The organism is Rhizobium sp. CB2179 (genome assembly GCF_057653455.1).
In genome coordinates this window covers 3,933,478-3,948,700 of sequence record NZ_CM172781.1, presented here as the reverse complement: position 1 = coordinate 3,948,700, position 15,223 = coordinate 3,933,478, and the positions used below count along the sequence as shown (strand labels likewise).

Here is a 15,223-nt window from a genome sequence, read left to right as displayed (position 1 = left end):
GTCAGGTTGGGTCTTGCATGGCTGATGCTGAAACACGGCTGGTGATCTTCGATTGCGATGGCGTACTCGTCGACAGCGAGCCGATCTCGATCAGCGTGCTCGTCGGGGCAATGAACGATCTCGGCGTCTCGATCACCGAGGACCAGGCCTATGAGCGTTTTCTCGGCCGCAGCCTGTCGACCCTCATCGATACGCTGGAAACCGAATTCAACGTCCATGCCGACGAGGAATTCCTCGAGCGTATCCGCATCGAACTCTACGCTCGTTTTCGCACGGAACTGAAGCCGATCGACGGTATCGCCGCGGCGATCGACAGGCTGGGCGTTCGCTGCTGCGTTGCCTCCTCCAGCCAGATGGAGCGAATCCGGTTGTCGCTGTCGGTGACCGGGCTTCTCGACAGGCTGCCCGACATCTTCAGCGCAACGATGGTCAAGCGCGGCAAGCCGGCGCCCGATCTCTTCCTGCATGCGGCGCGTGAAATGCAGGTCGAGCCGGCTCATTGCCTTGTCGTCGAAGACAGCCCGGCCGGCATTGCCGCCGCCAAGGCAGCAGGCATGACGGTCTTTGCCTTCACCGGCGGATCACACGCCAATTTCACCGGATATCGTGCCGAACTCGACCGCCTTTCGCCTGATGCGGTGTTTGACGCCATGCCGGATTTGATACACCTTGTCCGCAACCATAAGCTGGACGGGACCAAGACTTGATGCGTGATCATGTGGTTGCGGTGGATATCGGCACGGGCAGCGCGCGCGCCGGCGTCTTCGATGTACGCGGCCGTCTGCTCGCCAAGGCCGAGCATCCGATCGTGATGAACCGGCCACGCGAAAACCATGCCGAGCATGATTCCGAAGACATCTGGTCGGCCGCCTGCACGGCAGTGCGCAGGGCGGTGGAGCAATCCGGCATCGCCGCCGCCTCGGTCGGAGCGATTGGCTTCGACGCCACCTGCTCGCTCGTCGTCCGTGACATCGAGGGCCGGCAGCTCAGCGTTTCCACAGGCGGCGACCGGCGTTTCGACACGATCGTCTGGCTCGATCACCGGGCGCTGAAGGAAGCCGATTTCTGCACGGCGACGGAGCACAGGGTGCTCGAACATTCCGGCCACGTGATGTCGCCGGAAATGGAAATGCCGAAGCTGATGTGGCTGAAGAAAAAGCTGCCCGCCACATGGGAAACGGCCGGCTACTTCTTCGATCTCGCCGATTTCATGACGTGGAAATCGACCGGATCGGCCGCCCGTTCGCGCTGCACGCTGACGGCGAAATGGAACTATCTCGCCCATCTCGAAAAGGGCTGGCAGCAGGATTTCCTGGAGCGGATCGGCCTCGAGGACCTTCAGGCGCGCGGCCACCTGCCGGATGAGACCACGCCTGTCGGAGACAGCGTCGGCCGGCTGACTGAGGAAGCGGCAGAAGCGCTGGGGCTGACTGTGGACTGCCGTGTCGCTGCCGGGATGATCGACGCCTATGCCGGCGCACTCGGCGCGCTCGGCGGCTATGCCGCTGATCCTGTCAAACGCGAGCACCAGCTGGCGCTGATTGCCGGCACATCGAGCTGCATCGTTACGTTCTCGCGGGAGCGCAAGCCGAGCCATGGCATGTGGGGTCCCTATTACGAGGCTGTCTTCCCGCAATCCTGGCTGGTGGAGGCCGGGCAATCGGCGACCGGCGCGCTGCTCGACCACATCGTGCGCATGCATGCGGCCGGCGGCGAGCCGACGGCGGCGCTGCATCAGAGGATCGTCGCGCGGATCGCCGAATTGCGGGCCGAGGAGGGCGATGCCTTCGGTGCGCGGATCTTCGTGCTGCCGGATTTCCATGGCAACCGCTCGCCGCTCGCCGATCCGCATGCGGTCGGCGTCGTCAGTGGACTGACGCTCGATACGTCCTTCGACGGGCTCTGCGCGCTTTATTGGCGCTCTGCGGTGGGCATTGCGCTCGGCATCCGCCATATTCTGGAAATGATGAAGCAATACGGTTACATGACCGATACGCTGCATATCGCCGGCGGGCATGTGAAGAACCCGGTGCTGATGGAGCTTTATAGCGATGCGACCGGCTGCAAGGTCGTGGTGCCGAAGATGAACGAGGCAGTGCTGCTCGGCACGGCGATCGCAGCATCCGTCGCCTGCGGCCTGTACAAGGATCTGGCGGCGGCCGGCGAGGCGATGTATCCGGGCGCCGACGAACGGCTTCCCGACAAGGCGAAGCAGGCGCTCTACGACCGCGACTACCGCCGACTTCTCGCCATGCACCGGCACCGCGCCGAATTGGAAACGATGCAATAGAGCGCCGCGCGGCGCTCCATCACTTTGAATCTGCGCATGATCCTTTTAAAATTAGTGGTTCGCCGTCTCGCCGAGCACGGTCGCGAACTCCATCATGCGGCGGCGGCGAAGTGCCGCCTCTTCTCCGACTTGGAGGATGACGGATTCCGACAGGCAATCGAGCAGCGCGATCAGCGGCGGAAGATTGTCGAGATCGGGTGCACGAGCGGGCGGCAGAGGCAGCATGACGTTCGACTGGTCCGCCATCCAGTCCGCTTGCTGCGGCGAAATCAGCACGACCTTATAGCCGTAGCGCCGCGCCGTTCTGGCAAGCAACCGCGCCTTGGCGAAGCGGCGACAATCGATGATGACGAGCAGTGCGTCGTCGACCGCCAGCCGGGCGAAGAGTTCCGCAAAACGGTTGTCGGCGGCGTCGAGCGTGCGCACGCCGTCGCGGGCTTGTGTCAGCCGCTGGCAGAAATGATTGGCCAGGCTTGCGAGCCGCGCATGCGTGGCGATCGACACTTCGCGGGCAGTGCTGATCAAGCCGACGGCTTCCGACCAGTGCGGCTGCGCCGTCAGATGATAGATATGATGGAGGGCCTGGATCTGTTCGGCAACCAGCACGGCCAGCGGTTTGCCCTCCGCGGCGTCGGCATGCAGCTCGCTCATGGCGCTCTGTAATTGCGCCGGCGATGTCGTCACGGTCTCGCGAATCTCCACCTTGACGCTGTCCAATCCCTGATAACCAAGCGAGCGCAGGAAGCGCCCGACGGTCATCGGCGAGAGATCCAGCCTGTCGGCAACGGACGCAGCCGTCTCGAATGGCAGGTCGTTCAGATGTTCGGTGAAATATTTCGCGATACGGCGCTCGGCGGGTGTGCCGGTTTTTGCGTATTGCCTGAGTTTTTGCACAAAGTCTTCCACGGCAGCCTCCCCATCTTCCTCAGAGGCGTTCCGTGGATGCGCTGTTGCGACCCCTTGTCTTTGCAACTATTTCGGAAGCTGCTTCTCAGGCCCGTGCGTATTTCATGTATGCCACAATATTATATTAGTATTTGGTTTTCGACAAGTTTTCTATTACTGAATGCAATTTTATTCTCTCTTGTCGGTGGCCCGCATCTTCCCTACATCTTCGGCGCAACCGGAGACGCCTGAGACATGATTCTTGACGCCGCTCGACTTTCGCTCGCCAATCTGTTCGCATCGGAAACACGCTCTGTCTTCTGGAAGGTGCTCGGCCTGACGGTTCTCGTGCTTGTCGGCCTCTGGTTCGCGCTGCGCGGGGCCTTCATGGCCTTTCTCTTTCCCTGGCTCACGAGCTTCTTTCCCGATATGCCGGATTGGGCGGGGTGGTTCGCTCTCATCTTCGCAATTTTTGCCGGAATCGGCCTTGCTCTCATGCTGGCGCTGCTGCTGTCGCCGGTGACGGCGCTGATTGCCGGCCTGTTTCTCGACGACGTCGCCGAGGTCATCGAAAAGCGCGACTATCCCAAGGACGCGCCGGGCACCGCCATGCCGCTCGGTCCGGCGATGGTAAGCTCGATCAAGTTTCTCGGTGTGGTGATTCTCGGCAATATCCTGGCATTGCTGCTGCTGTTCATACCCGGCGTCAATCTGGTCGCGTTCTTTCTGGTGAACGGCTATCTGCTCGGACGGGAATTCTTCGAATTCGCCGCCATGCGCTTCCGTTCGCCGGATGAGGCGCGGCTCTTCCGCGCCAAGCATGCCTCCACCGTCTTTCTCGGCGGGCTGATGATCGCCCTTTTCCTGGCGATCCCGATCGTCAATCTTCTGACGCCGCTTTTTGCCGCCGGTATGATGGTGCATCTGCACAAGTTGGTTTCCGCTAAGGACACCGGTTTGCGTGCCTAAGACTCAAGCGGGCAGGGCGGAGGTGTCGTACATCGCCGCGAATTCGGCGCTCGGCGGGATCGGCTTGATGATGTCGATCAGCACGCCGTTCGGATCGGCGGTGATGAAATGCCGCTGGCCGAAATCCTCGTCGCGGATTTCTCTCAGAATTGGCAGGCCGGCGCTCCGGCAGGCTGCATAGATCGCATCGACATCGCCGACCTCGAAATTGAGGAGAAGGCCGGACACCCTGCCGCGGGCTATGGCCGGGATGGTCTCGTGGCTGCCGTCAAGGATGGCAAGCGCGATATGCTCCTCCTCTGCCGATTGCAGGTGAACATACCAGTCGCTTTCGAACAGAGCTTTGAAGCCGAAATGCGTGCAATAGAAGCTGGCGGTGCCGGCAACGTCGTCGGTCATCATGACAGGATAATAGCTCGTCGATTTCATCTCGTTTTCCTCCTTTTTTACATACAATCTGTATGTTTTTTTCTATTAACATACATTCTGTTTGTATGTAAAGAGGTGTGCATGGGCCGCAGCAATCGCGAGAGAACGGAGCAGACGAGACAGGCACTGATCGATGCCGGTCGACGTCTCTTCGTCGAGAAAGGTTATGCCGAAACCGCGACGCCGGAGATCGTCGCGGCGGCGGGAGTGACGCGTGGTGCGCTCTACCATCATTTTGAAGACAAGAAGGCGCTTTTTAGGGCGGTTATCGAATGCGAGGCGAAAGCGGTGACCGCGGCGATCGAGGCGCGTTCGGCGTCCTACGACGCGCCGCGTGCCATGCTGATCGCCGGTGCCTCGGCCTATTTCGATGCGATGATGGGGCAAGGGCGCACGCAGCTGCTGCTGATCGAGGCACCTGCCGTTCTCGGCCCGCTGGCGAGTGCGGCGATCGATGCAGAGAATGCGGAAGCGACGCTGCGGGCAGGGCTTGCAGCGATGCTTCCAGAGGCCGGCGCCATGCTCGAACCGCTGACGTCGCTGCTATCGGCGGCCTTCGATCGCGCGGCGATCGCGATCGAGGCGGGCGCTGAAAGGCGGCATTACGAGCAGGCGATCGCAGTCCTACTCGACGGCCTCGCCGATCACCTGCGGCGGTAGCTCGACCAGCGGCGCCGGCACATCCCAACTCTTCTCCGGCGATTTGCAGAGGTCGGCGATGATACAGCGCTCGCATTCGGGGCGGCGCGCCTTGCAGGTATAGCGACCGTGCAGGATCAGCCAGTGATGGGCGTGATAGAGGTAATGGCTCGGGATCACCTTCATCAGCCGCGCCTCGACCTCGTCTGGTGTCTTGCCGGGGGCAAGCCTGGTGCGATTGGCGATGCGGAAGATGTGTGTGTCGACGGCCATCGTCGCCTGGCCGAAGGCCATGGAAAGCACGACATTGGCGGTCTTGCGGCCGACGCCCGGCAACCTCACCAGTTCGTCGCGCGTTTCCGGCACCTTGCCGCCGAATTGGTCGATCAGCATCTGCGAGAGCGCGATGACGTTTTTCGCCTTGTTGCGGTAGAGGCCGATCGTCCTGATGTAATCGCGCAGCCGCTCCTCGCCGAGATCGAGCATCTTTTCCGGCGTATCGGCAACCTTGAAGAGCGCGCGCGTCGCCTTGTTGACGCCAACATCGGTCGCTTGCGCCGAAAGCGCGACGGCAACGACGAGCGTGAAGGGGTTGGTGTGCTCGAGCTCGCCCCTCGGTTCCGGCCGCTGCACCGAGAAGCGGCGGAATATCTCCTCGCGTTCGGTCAGCGAATAGGCCGTGCGCACCGCTGCCGCCGGTTTGCGGCGGGCAATCACATTCGTGCCCTGCGGCGTCTTGGTAACGGATTTGAGTTTCGGATTCGCCATGGAAACTCTATACTCAGCAGCCATGATGGAAAGCAACGCCGACAGCTTCAATGAGCAGCCTGTTTTCGCTGCCGAGCTCTTTCCCCACCGGTCGCTCGGCCGCCGGGGCTTCAAGGTGCTGCTTGCCCTATCCGGTGCCGTCTGCTTGCTTTACGGCACGCTCTTCATCGCGACGGGGGCCTGGCCGATCGGCTTCTTCTTCGGACTGGATTTCCTGCTTCTCTACGGCGCCTTCTGGCTGAATTACCGCTCCGGGAAAGCGCACGAACAGGTGACGGTGTCACGTACGGACGTGTCGGTGCGCAAGTTTGCGCCATCAGGACGGATGGTGGAGCATCATTTCAATCCGTTCTGGGCACGCTTCCTCGTTCGCCGGCACCAGGAGATCGGCATCCTTTCCATGCATATCTTCGGCGAGGGCCGGCGCACGGATATCGGCTCCTTCCTCAATCCCGACGATCGCGAAAGCTTCGCCAAAGCCTTCAAGGGAGCACTGGCGACGGTCAAGCAGCGGATCTGAACCTATCCGGCGGATGCGCAAGAATCGGGTGGTTTGCTCACCGCCTATTGACTATCTCCTGGTTACAAGGAGAAAGACGATGAATATGATTGCCAACCTGCAGACAGACATCACGCCTGACGGCCCTGATTATGACATTGTCCGTCGGGTGATCGAACTGATCACCGAGGATTACCGCGACCAGCCTTCGCTGGAGGCGATCGCGGCGCGGCTCAACCAGTCGCCGACCCAGCTGCAGAAGACCTTCACCCGCTGGGCCGGGCTCTCGCCCAAGGGCTTCCTGCAGGCGGTGACGCTCGACCACGCCAAGCGGCTGCTGCGCAAAGAAGACATGCCGCTGCTCGAGACCTCGATCGAGGTCGGCCTCTCCGGGCCGAGCCGCCTGCACGACCTTTTCGTCACCCATGAGGCGATGTCGCCCGGCGAATGGAAGGCCAAGGGCGGCGGCCTCACCATCCGCTATGGCTTCCACATCTGCCCCTTCGGCATCGCGCTGATCATGGTAACCGACCGCGGCCTTGCCGGCCTTGCCTTCAGCGATTCCGGCGACGAGAGGGCCTGCCTCGAGGATATGACCTGCCGCTGGCCGAACGCCGAATATGTCGAAGACCTGCAGGCGACGGTCCCCTATGCCGCCCGGATCTTCGAGCCCGGCAAATGGTCCTCGGACCAGCCGCTGCGTGTCGTGCTGATCGGCACGGACTTCCAGGTACGCGTCTGGCAGAGCCTGCTGAAGATCCCGTTCGGCAAGGCCGTCACCTATTCCGATATCGCCAACGATATCGGCAGCCCGACGGCGCAGCGCGCCGTGGGTGCGGCGGTCGGGGCAAACCCGATCTCCTTCGTGGTGCCCTGCCATCGGGCGCTCGGCAAGAACGGCGCACTGACGGGCTACCATTGGGGCCTCACCCGCAAGCGGGCGATGCTCGGCTGGGAATCGGCGCACGCCTGAGGGGCCTGCCGCAATTAGTCGAAGTCAAAATTGTTGATCCGGGCGATAATGTCGTCGTCCAGATTCAATAGGGCTTCGGCGATGTCGATGTGACCTTTCGCGACTGCTTGGGCTGCGCCTGCCGAGAGGAGCGTCGATCTGCTCCAGGTTTCATGGCGGTGCAAGCTGACGCAGTCAGTCATCGATGTGATCGCGTGGTGGTAGGCCTCTTCCAGATCAGCGGGTATTTCCGGTCCCCGCCCGGTCATCCGGGCAATTTCGATGCTTGCCGGCAGTTGGTAGAAAGAGAAGTCGATCGGTGCCGTCGTCGCAAGCCCGATCCTGACGATATGAGGGACCGCCGCGTATGAAGCAGTGTAGACGTCGCCTTGATGACAGAGGCTTGACCATAGGCTGAACCAAGGTTCCGCATCGGGAGACAAGTCCGGTCCGGCCGGCAAGTCCAATGCTCTCAGCAGTGCCGGAGTATCGGCTGCCGGGCCATAGCAATGGCTCAACTCACCCCAACGCTTGTTGTCAAGTGGGAGCATGTGTTTCTATTCCGCCAATTCCAGCAATGCCCGGGCAGCACTTTCATCGGTGATCAGCGTGTTGCAGCCGATGCGCTTGATCGTCGCACGGATCGCCACGGCCCGATGGGCGCCACCGGAGGAGAGCACGATGTGCTTTGCCTCCTTCAGCGTGTCGAGATCGACGGACATGACGCGCTGATTGATCGAGTGGTCGACCGAATTGCCGTCCTTGTCGAGGAAGTTGAACATCGTGTCACAGACGCAGCCGGCATCGATCAACTCTTGCAGCTCGGCCTTCGAGATCCAGCCCTCCGACAGCGAGGTCGAATGCGGGCCGATATCGCCGCAGCTGACGATCGCCAGATCGAGGTTCTCGGCGAGGCGGTAGATCGTGTCCAGCCCGCATTTCTCGATCAGATTACGTTTGGTCTCGATGGAATCGACGAGAAGCGGCGCCAGGAACATGTAGCATTCGGCGCCAAGCTGGTTTGCCAGCCGCCATGTGTAATCAATCGGGTTCGTCTGATGCACGGCAACGATGCCGCCGAGCAGCGAGACGACCTTGCAATTGGCGCGGCGCGGCGGCCGGAAGCTCGACAGCGAGGCGGTCATGGTGCGGCCCCAGCCGACGCCGATGGTATAGTCGTCGGGGATGGCTTCGGAGAGGAACTGGCCAAGCGCCAGACCGACATTTCTCGCCAGCGAATTGACGTCGCCATTGACCGGCGCAGGGACGACGATCGCCTCGTCGAGGCCATAGGCACGCTCCAGCTTCACCGAAAGTTCAACGCAGTCGCCAATCGAATCGTTGATCCAGATCTGGACTTCGCTGCGTTTCATCGCCTCGTCGAGCAGGCGGATCACCGTGGTGCGGCTGATGCCGAGCTGTTCGGCGACGTCCTTCTGGGTCAGGCCCTCGTTGTAATAGAGCCATGCCGCCCTGAGCCGCAGCGAAGATGCCTCCGAATAGGCCGTGTGCGTGCCGCGTTTGAGCTTGACCACATCTCCTCCGCACGATTTCCTGCCCTAGATCCCTCATGGGATGAAGGCCTTAGCGACACTTTTGTTGCCGGGGATAATGACGGGTGTGACACTTATGTCAATTGAAATGCACAAATGTCCTTGACTTTTCGCAAGGCGAATGGCGATAGTCCGGGTGACACACGTCGTTCTTGTCCGTCCGAGGAGGACATAGTGCGGGCATGCCGAAAGTCACGACCGGCCTTCCAGCCGCAAGCGGTATCGCTTGTGTGCGAGCAGCCGTTCGTTCGCGGCCGGAACACGGCCACTGTCCTTCACGTTTATGAATCATCCGTGACGGATGCGCGCATTTTCGCCTGCAGCATGCAAACAACCTGTCGGTAGATCACCTTTGCCCGGCGGAACTCGCGCCGGTCGCAGCCCAAGTTCAACAAGGATTATTGACCATGACATCCAAGCTTGACCAACTTCGCGAGATTACCACCGTGGTCGCCGATACCGGCGATATCGAAGCCGTCGCCCGCCTGAAGCCGGTCGATTGCACGACGAACCCGAGCATCGTGCTCAAGGCTCTCGGCACGCCGATGTTTGCCGACGCCATCAAGGAAGCCGTCGCCTGGGGCAAGAAGCAGGGCGGCAATCCCGAAGCCGTTTCTTCCGCCGTCGCCGATCGCCTCGCCATCTCCGTCGGTGCAGCCCTGGTGAAACTCGTCCCGGGCCGCGTCTCGACCGAAGTCGACGCCGATCTTTCCTTCGATACCGAGGCTTCGCTAGCCAAGGCGCGGGCCATCATCGCCGCCTACAAGGATCGCGGTATCGGCCAGGACCGCATCCTCATCAAGCTCGCTTCCACCTGGGAAGGCATCCGCGCCGCCGAAGTGCTGCAGAAGGAAGGCATCGATTGCAACCTGACGCTTCTCTTCAGCAAGGCCCAGGCGATCGCTTGCGCCGACGCCAAAGTGTTCCTGATCTCGCCCTTCGTCGGCCGCATCCTCGACTGGTACAAGAAGTCGACCGGCAAGGACTACACTGCCGAGGAAGATCCGGGCGTCATCTCCGTCCGTGAAATCTACAACTACTACAAGGTGAACGACATCAAGACGATCGTCATGGGCGCCTCCTTCCGCAGCGCCGGCGAAATCGAAGCCCTTGCCGGCTGCGACCGCCTGACCATCAGCCCGAACCTGCTCGACGAGCTCGCCAAGGATGAAGGCAAGCTGGAGCGCAAGCTCTCGCCGGAGAGCCGCAAGCCGGATCCGAAGGTCTCCGTCGACGAGAAGACCTTCCGCTGGATGATGAACGAAGACGCGATGGCGACGGAAAAACTCGCCGAAGGCATCCGCGCCTTCGCCAAGGATCTCGGAACGCTGCGCACCATGGTGCAGAAGGAACTGCAGCTCGCCGCCGCCTGATAAGGCTCGGCCACAATCGGAGGCGCGGCTGCCGGCTGGCAGGCGCGCCTTTTTCATGCTGTTATCAAGGGCATATGCTGTCGGAGACCGATATGGCGGATGAGGAACGGGCAAATTCGCTTGCAGCATTTGCCTACAAGCATGCGAGCTTCATCCTTGCCGTTGTTGCCGGACTGGTGGTCTTCTTGGCGCTGACCTCACGCGACGTCAGCGCCGGCAATATCCTGTTCGGCTGGAATGTCAGCGCCGGCGTTTTTGTCGCGCTCAGCTGGCGCAAGATGCTGCGGGCGACGGTTGAAAGCATCCGGAAACGTTCGGAGGATCTCGATTTCTCCGACACCGTCCTGCTGGCTCTGTCGATCGGTGCCGCCCTTGCCAGCATTGCCGGGATCGGCCTCGAGCTTCATTCGATCAAGGAGGCGGCACCTGACGTCGCGCTGGCGCGGGCAGGTGTTGCGGTTCTGACGATCCTGATTTCCTGGATCTTCCTGCATACACTCTTCACCATCCACTATGCCCATTATTTCTATGGCGGGGCGGACGAGGAGGGTGGGCTGAAGTTTCCGGACGGGATCGAAGAGCCCGGCTACTGGGATTTTCTCTATTTCTCCTTCACCATCGGCGTTGCCGCACAGACGGCGGATGTCGCGGTCAGTTCGACCAGCATGCGCAAGCTGACGCTGCTGCATGCCGTGCTGTCGTTCCTGTTCAATACGACGATCCTGGCGCTTGCGATCAACGTCGGGGCTAGCCTGCTATAATGCATCTTGCCAGAGTGGCTGCGAGGATCTGAGGAGCTGTAAAGAGCCATCAGGTCCAGCGGCAGCATAGGATCTGAGCGCACGAGCGGGCGGGCGGACCGCCTGCTCTTCAAATTGGAGGGTGTGATGGAAAGCGCCTCAAGCCGGCCCCGACTGGCCGATCTCATTCTTCTTCTCGGCAGGCTTCTGCTGTCGCTGATCTTCCTGCACGAAGCTTGGTCACTCGCGGCAGATATCACCGCGACTTTCGACATTTTCGCGAAACTGGGGCTGTCGGCGCCGGTCGCGCTTGCCACCATTGCCCTTCAGATCGGCGCCGGCCTTTCCGTTGCGACAGGCTTCTTCAGCCGGCTTGGCGCATCGGCATTGGCGCTCTTTTGCCTGGCGACCGCCTTGCTCTTCCACACGAATTTTGCCAGCCAGAACGAACTGCTGCATTTCGAGAAGGACCTGGCGATTGCCGGCGGCATGTTCGTGCTGGCGGCTTCGGGTGCGGGATCGATATCGATCGACAAGCTGCTGAGAAAGCGGGCCGGGATGCATCCCTGGCTCAAGGCGGTGTTGTCCTAAATATGCACGGAGGACGGCCGTCTTAGGCTGAATTTCTTGAGCGCTCGCGGGCGCAACAAAATCGAATAAAACCGAACAAACAGAAGCGTCGATGCGGGCTAAACTTTTGGCGACAGGTCAGGAGTGTGCCAGTGATGTCTTCCGCGCAAAGCAACCAGCAAAAACCAATTCTCGTCTTTCTCGGAAAAGATGCTGCCTGCGATATCGTCTCGAAGCTGAATGAGAACGGATATGCCGCGACGGCGGTGTCCTCAATACCGGAGCTCTTCGACGCCTTGCGTTCGGATCGATATTTTCTGGCCGTAACGATACGGGCGGACATCGATATGGTCCGAAACATCAAGCCGATACCGGTCATCAATCTCGAGGTGTTTTTCCATGCCGTCCAGCCGGCCACGAAGGCGGTTCACTCCTCGAAGGAATTCGACAGCGATGCATTTCTGAGAAGGATCTCGGCCCTTACCGAGTCAAGGACAGGCAGAATTGCTGCAGTCCAGAGAGCCCCTGCTGCGAACGAGACGGTGATTGCAGGCACGGCGAAGGCATCCCGGTGGCGTGCCGCCACATCCCTTCTTTTAAGCCGCCGCGCTGCGCCCAGCGCAGAACGAGCCGATTAGAGGTGACCGAATTCCCGTCGCCAACGGACCGGTCTTCGCCTGATTCAGATCCCGATGACCCGGCCCCGTCTCTCCGGCCGGCCACGCTGCGCCTCGTTCCGGACGATTCCTATGAGCATATTTCTACCGGGTTTCGGCGGCTTGAAAACGTCATTCCGAGACCGGAGCTTTTTACGTGGTGCGGATGTCTTCTCATGTTTCAGTTGCTCGGTGCAGCATCGGCAAGCGGATATATCATCACGGCATTGTTCCTGCTGGTGGCGATCGGTCGTCTCGCCAGACGCGCTCTCGATAAGCTCACCGCAGGGCTCCCGAAGCGCTCGGCGTTGAAATTTTATACGACGGCGGTCGTCTCTCTGGTGTTCTTTTGCCTGCTGGTCGTCCGGATGTGTTTCATCGCCACGGTCATCATTGACAGCGCCATCCTAGGTGACAAGGTGGAAATCAGCGGCGATCCCGAAAGCCAGTTTTGACGCCGGACTCCGCATTGGCAGTCCCGCAACATATCTCAACATTATCGAATATAGCATTGCACGATACTTGATATCCTGAAGGCGGAGACCGCGTCGGCGCGGCGACCGATATCGTGTGGTGTCTGATTGACTGCGGAGATTAGCCGCCGCGATTGACAGTCGACGAGGCCGCCTGACCGAGACACGGTGAACGTGGTAATTTCGCGCCAAGGGCATCTCCCGGCAAGAGAACGAATGACGATGGCATATGAAATGGCAGCTCCCAATCAGGCTCATATCCTCATCGTCGAAGACGATCCCGCCATCGCGGATATGCTGGTGGATCTTGTCCGAAGCAGCGGCTTCGAGGCCTCGTCGGTGGAAAGCGGCGCGGCTATGGATCGAATGATGGTGCGACAGCAATTCGATCTCATCGTCCTCGATGCGATGTTGCCGGGCGAGGACGGTTTCAGCATCTGCAGGCGGCTTCGTGCGGCGTGCTCGGTGCCAATCCTGATGTTGACGGCGCTCCAGGAGGATATCGACCGCATTCTCGGCCTGGAGCTCGGAGCCGACGACTATGTCACGAAACCATTCAACTCCCGCGAGCTGCTGGCCCGGATCAAGAGTATTCTCCGCAGGGCGTCATATGCGCATCATCAGGAGGAAGCACTTGGACCGATGATGTTCTCGGGATGGCGCATCGATCCAAAAAGCCGTCAACTCCACGACGCCGACGGCGCGCAGGTTTCCATGACAACCGCGGAGTTCGATATCCTCCTGGCCTTCTGCTGCAATCCCAACAAGGTTTTGACGCGCGAACAGCTGTTGTCGATGACACATGCAGGATCGGCGGGGCCGGTCGAGCGCAGCATCGACGCCCACATCAGCCGGGTCAGGCAAAAGATCGAACCAAATCTGAAAGATCCGACGTTCATAAAGACGGTGCGGCTGGGCGGTTATCTCTTCGCATCCAAGGTAGAGCGTCTCTCTTGAGAAATTTTCGGCGCGCTTCGATCCAAAGCCAGATCCTCATATTGGCGACCTTGCTTGTCGTGCTCGTTTCCGTGGTGGCGACCGCCATGGAGCCTTATATCTACGGCCGTCATGACCGCGGGTTTCAAAACGGCCTGTTTGCTGCCAGAGCGGCAATGGTCGCGGAGCAATTTTCCCAGGCAAGTTCAGCGCAAGATGAAGTCGCCGTTCTCAAGAGAGCAGCGGCACTCGGTGTTGGGGTCGAAAAATTGTCCCTGGATCGGCCGCTTGCCGGCCAACAGCAGATGGTATCTCCAAGCGAGTTGGTGGCGCGTATCAATGCAATCCTCGCCGATAATATTTTCGCGGCATTTCATCGCTTCGTCATCGGTCAATCGCACCCTGATATCCTGACCGTCGGAATCGACGACAAGCGTGCCCTTGTCTTTCAGCTACCGGTTTTTCCCAGCTACGTCTGGTTCGTTCCAGCCGCCGCCAGCGGGTTTTTGAAAATCGTCATCCCATTGGTGCTGCTCGCATATTTCAGCAGCTGGCTCATCACCGAACCTCTGAGGCACTTTGCCGCCGCTGCAAAACGAGTGAGCATGGAAGGCAGTTGGGAAAAACCTTTCGAAGCGGACGGCGCAGCCGAGATTCGAAGCCTGGCGGAATCACTGAACGTCATGAGCGATCGCATCCAGAGCATGGCGGAGGATCGAACAAGAATGCTGAGTGGCGTGGGTCATGATCTCAGGACGCCTCTGACGAGATTGCGGATGCGTGCCGAGCGTTCCGCAGAGCCGGAGCTTCGCAGCCTGATGCTGGGCGATATCGCCACCTTGAATTTCATGATCGACGAGTGCCTGGCCTATTTCAAGGATCCATCCGTGAGGGCGGTCGATCTGAAGGTCGATATCTCGAGCCTGCTGCAGACGATTGCGACGGATTTCTCCGACACCGGCGTCGATGTGCGGTTCGCCGGCCTGCGGCGACTGGCGTTTGTCTGCAAACCTCAGGCGTTGACACGCGCGATCACGAATTTGGTCGAGAATGCGTCGCGCTACGCAACGCAAGTCGAAATCGATTTAGAATCTCGTGATGATGGCGGGATCAAAATATCGGTGGGCGACAACGGCCCTGGTTTGACCGATGAGGCGAAGGCGAAAGTTCTGGAGCCGTTCTTCAAAGTGGATAAATCCCGCCAGATCGGTGCCCAGGGCGGCTCCGGGCTTGGGCTCGGTCTTCCGATCGCCAAAGGAATTGTCACCAAAGCGCACAATGGACAGTTGACGTTGCTGGACAGGACGCCAACCGGCCTGGTCGTCGTGATCGATCTTCCCGCCCCTCAGGGGATGCAACCCGAAGGCGCGCCGCCGATCCCTTCATCACAATGACTATTGCCCGGCCGTCGCGTCATCACGCGTCGCGCTGCTTCGGAGCGAACACGGCTCACGAACATTTCCGCATATCATAGCAAACACAGCAACATTC

18 protein-coding genes are annotated in these 15,223 nt (G+C 60.3%); 13 read left to right on the top strand and 5 right to left on the bottom strand.

From position 1 onward, the window contains the following. Positions 1-17: 17 nt before the first annotated feature. Together AC244Q_RS19525 and AC244Q_RS19520 are read left to right on the top strand one after the other, a co-directional pair. Positions 18-707 (top strand): HAD family hydrolase, encoded by a 690-nt coding sequence (locus AC244Q_RS19525; protein WP_128407411.1) that lies wholly within the window; start codon positions 18-20, stop codon positions 705-707. Beyond that, on the top strand, positions 707-2,290 hold the full coding sequence (locus tag AC244Q_RS19520; RefSeq protein WP_012759066.1) for an FGGY-family carbohydrate kinase: 1,584 nt from the start codon (positions 707-709) through the stop codon (positions 2,288-2,290). The genes AC244Q_RS19525 and AC244Q_RS19520 overlap by 1 nt, the downstream gene beginning before the upstream one ends. Before the next feature lie 51 nt (positions 2,291-2,341). Here the strand turns inward: AC244Q_RS19520 and AC244Q_RS19515 are convergent, their stop codons facing one another. Next, positions 2,342-3,196 (bottom strand): MurR/RpiR family transcriptional regulator, encoded by an 855-nt coding sequence (locus tag AC244Q_RS19515; RefSeq protein WP_003543085.1) that lies wholly within the window; start codon positions 3,194-3,196, stop codon positions 2,342-2,344. A 234-nt stretch (positions 3,197-3,430) separates the two neighbouring features. Between AC244Q_RS19515 and AC244Q_RS19510 the strand changes: the two genes are divergently transcribed. Beyond that, positions 3,431-4,144 carry a sulfate transporter family protein gene (locus AC244Q_RS19510; RefSeq protein WP_012759065.1) on the top strand — a complete coding sequence of 238 codons (714 nt, stop codon included), beginning with the start codon at positions 3,431-3,433 and terminating at the stop codon, positions 4,142-4,144. A gap of 3 nt (positions 4,145-4,147) precedes the next feature. Here the strand turns inward: AC244Q_RS19510 and AC244Q_RS19505 are convergent, their stop codons facing one another. Continuing rightward, positions 4,148-4,573, bottom strand: a complete 426-nt coding sequence (locus AC244Q_RS19505) for a VOC family protein (protein WP_011653606.1) — start codon at positions 4,571-4,573, stop codon at positions 4,148-4,150. Positions 4,574-4,654: 81 nt separating this feature from the next. Between AC244Q_RS19505 and AC244Q_RS19500 the strand changes: the two genes are divergently transcribed. Then, positions 4,655-5,233, top strand: a complete 579-nt coding sequence (locus AC244Q_RS19500; protein ID WP_012759064.1) for a TetR/AcrR family transcriptional regulator — start codon at positions 4,655-4,657, stop codon at positions 5,231-5,233. Here the strand turns inward: AC244Q_RS19500 and nth are convergent. Next, positions 5,198-6,004 (bottom strand): endonuclease III, encoded by an 807-nt coding sequence (gene nth, locus AC244Q_RS19495; RefSeq protein WP_020487035.1) that lies wholly within the window; start codon positions 6,002-6,004, stop codon positions 5,198-5,200. The genes AC244Q_RS19500 and nth overlap by 36 nt on opposite strands. Here nth and AC244Q_RS19490 point away from each other — a divergent pair. Together AC244Q_RS19490 and AC244Q_RS19485 are read left to right on the top strand one after the other, a co-directional pair. Then, on the top strand, positions 6,003-6,500 hold the full coding sequence (locus AC244Q_RS19490; RefSeq protein WP_113548125.1) for a DUF2244 domain-containing protein: 498 nt from the start codon (positions 6,003-6,005) through the stop codon (positions 6,498-6,500). The genes nth and AC244Q_RS19490 overlap by 2 nt on opposite strands. 79 nt (positions 6,501-6,579) lie before the next feature. Further along, positions 6,580-7,452 (top strand): methylated-DNA--[protein]-cysteine S-methyltransferase, encoded by an 873-nt coding sequence (locus AC244Q_RS19485; protein WP_113548126.1) that lies wholly within the window; start codon positions 6,580-6,582, stop codon positions 7,450-7,452. Between the two features lie 14 nt (positions 7,453-7,466). Here the strand turns inward: AC244Q_RS19485 and AC244Q_RS19480 are convergent, their stop codons facing one another. Beyond that, positions 7,467-7,982: a hypothetical protein gene (locus AC244Q_RS19480; protein ID WP_012759060.1), complete on the bottom strand. Its 516-nt coding sequence runs from the start codon at positions 7,980-7,982 to the stop codon at positions 7,467-7,469. Between the two features lie 6 nt (positions 7,983-7,988). Next, the gene (locus tag AC244Q_RS19475) at positions 7,989-8,966 is read right to left on the bottom strand and encodes a sugar-binding transcriptional regulator (protein WP_113548127.1); all 978 of its coding nucleotides are present in this window, start codon (positions 8,964-8,966) and stop codon (positions 7,989-7,991) included. A gap of 425 nt (positions 8,967-9,391) precedes the next feature. On the opposite strand from AC244Q_RS19475, the gene tal reads away from it, so the two are divergent. The 7 genes from tal to AC244Q_RS19440 all read left to right on the top strand — a co-directional run bounded on the left by tal (position 9,392) and on the right by AC244Q_RS19440 (position 15,126). Next, the gene (tal, locus tag AC244Q_RS19470; protein ID WP_105007430.1) at positions 9,392-10,357 is read left to right on the top strand and encodes a transaldolase; all 966 of its coding nucleotides are present in this window, start codon (positions 9,392-9,394) and stop codon (positions 10,355-10,357) included. Positions 10,358-10,449: 92 nt separating this feature from the next. Beyond that, positions 10,450-11,118, top strand: a complete 669-nt coding sequence (locus AC244Q_RS19465) for a DUF1345 domain-containing protein (RefSeq protein WP_128407410.1) — start codon at positions 10,450-10,452, stop codon at positions 11,116-11,118. A 123-nt stretch (positions 11,119-11,241) separates the two neighbouring features. After that, a complete protein-coding gene (locus tag AC244Q_RS19460; RefSeq protein ID WP_017995234.1) occupies positions 11,242-11,688 on the top strand; it encodes a DoxX family protein in 447 nt (148 codons plus the stop codon). 125 nt (positions 11,689-11,813) lie between these two features. Next, positions 11,814-12,305, top strand: a complete 492-nt coding sequence (locus AC244Q_RS19455) for a hypothetical protein (RefSeq protein WP_128407409.1) — start codon at positions 11,814-11,816, stop codon at positions 12,303-12,305. 194 nt (positions 12,306-12,499) lie between these two features. Beyond that, positions 12,500-12,778: a hypothetical protein gene (locus tag AC244Q_RS19450; protein ID WP_128407408.1), complete on the top strand. Its 279-nt coding sequence runs from the start codon at positions 12,500-12,502 to the stop codon at positions 12,776-12,778. 234 nt (positions 12,779-13,012) lie between these two features. Beyond that, a complete protein-coding gene (locus AC244Q_RS19445; protein ID WP_017995231.1) occupies positions 13,013-13,753 on the top strand; it encodes a response regulator in 741 nt (246 codons plus the stop codon). Then, on the top strand, positions 13,750-15,126 hold the full coding sequence (locus AC244Q_RS19440; RefSeq protein WP_128407407.1) for an ATP-binding protein: 1,377 nt from the start codon (positions 13,750-13,752) through the stop codon (positions 15,124-15,126). The genes AC244Q_RS19445 and AC244Q_RS19440 overlap by 4 nt, the downstream gene beginning before the upstream one ends. Positions 15,127-15,223: the final 97 nt, after the last annotated feature.

Bases quoted from the DNA above. Each gene is read 5' to 3' on its own strand.
- AC244Q_RS19525 (WP_128407411.1), top strand. From the start codon at position 18: ATGGCTGATGCTGAAACACGGCTGGTGATCTTCGATTGCGATGGCGTA.
- AC244Q_RS19520 (WP_012759066.1), top strand. From the start codon at position 707: ATGCGTGATCATGTGGTTGCGGTGGATATCGGCACGGGCAGCGCGCGC.
- AC244Q_RS19510 (WP_012759065.1), top strand. From the start codon at position 3,431: ATGATTCTTGACGCCGCTCGACTTTCGCTCGCCAATCTGTTCGCATCG.
- AC244Q_RS19505 (WP_011653606.1), bottom strand. From the start codon at position 4,573: ATGAAATCGACGAGCTATTATCCTGTCATGATGACCGACGACGTTGCC.
- AC244Q_RS19500 (WP_012759064.1), top strand. From the start codon at position 4,655: ATGGGCCGCAGCAATCGCGAGAGAACGGAGCAGACGAGACAGGCACTG.
- AC244Q_RS19490 (WP_113548125.1), top strand. From the start codon at position 6,003: ATGATGGAAAGCAACGCCGACAGCTTCAATGAGCAGCCTGTTTTCGCT.
- nth (WP_020487035.1), bottom strand. From the start codon at position 6,004: ATGGCTGCTGAGTATAGAGTTTCCATGGCGAATCCGAAACTCAAATCC.
- AC244Q_RS19485 (WP_113548126.1), top strand. From the start codon at position 6,580: ATGAATATGATTGCCAACCTGCAGACAGACATCACGCCTGACGGCCCT.
- AC244Q_RS19480 (WP_012759060.1), bottom strand. From the start codon at position 7,982: ATGCTCCCACTTGACAACAAGCGTTGGGGTGAGTTGAGCCATTGCTAT.
- tal (WP_105007430.1), top strand. From the start codon at position 9,392: ATGACATCCAAGCTTGACCAACTTCGCGAGATTACCACCGTGGTCGCC.
- AC244Q_RS19465 (WP_128407410.1), top strand. From the start codon at position 10,450: ATGGCGGATGAGGAACGGGCAAATTCGCTTGCAGCATTTGCCTACAAG.
- AC244Q_RS19450 (WP_128407408.1), top strand. From the start codon at position 12,500: ATGTTTCAGTTGCTCGGTGCAGCATCGGCAAGCGGATATATCATCACG.
- AC244Q_RS19445 (WP_017995231.1), top strand. From the start codon at position 13,013: ATGACGATGGCATATGAAATGGCAGCTCCCAATCAGGCTCATATCCTC.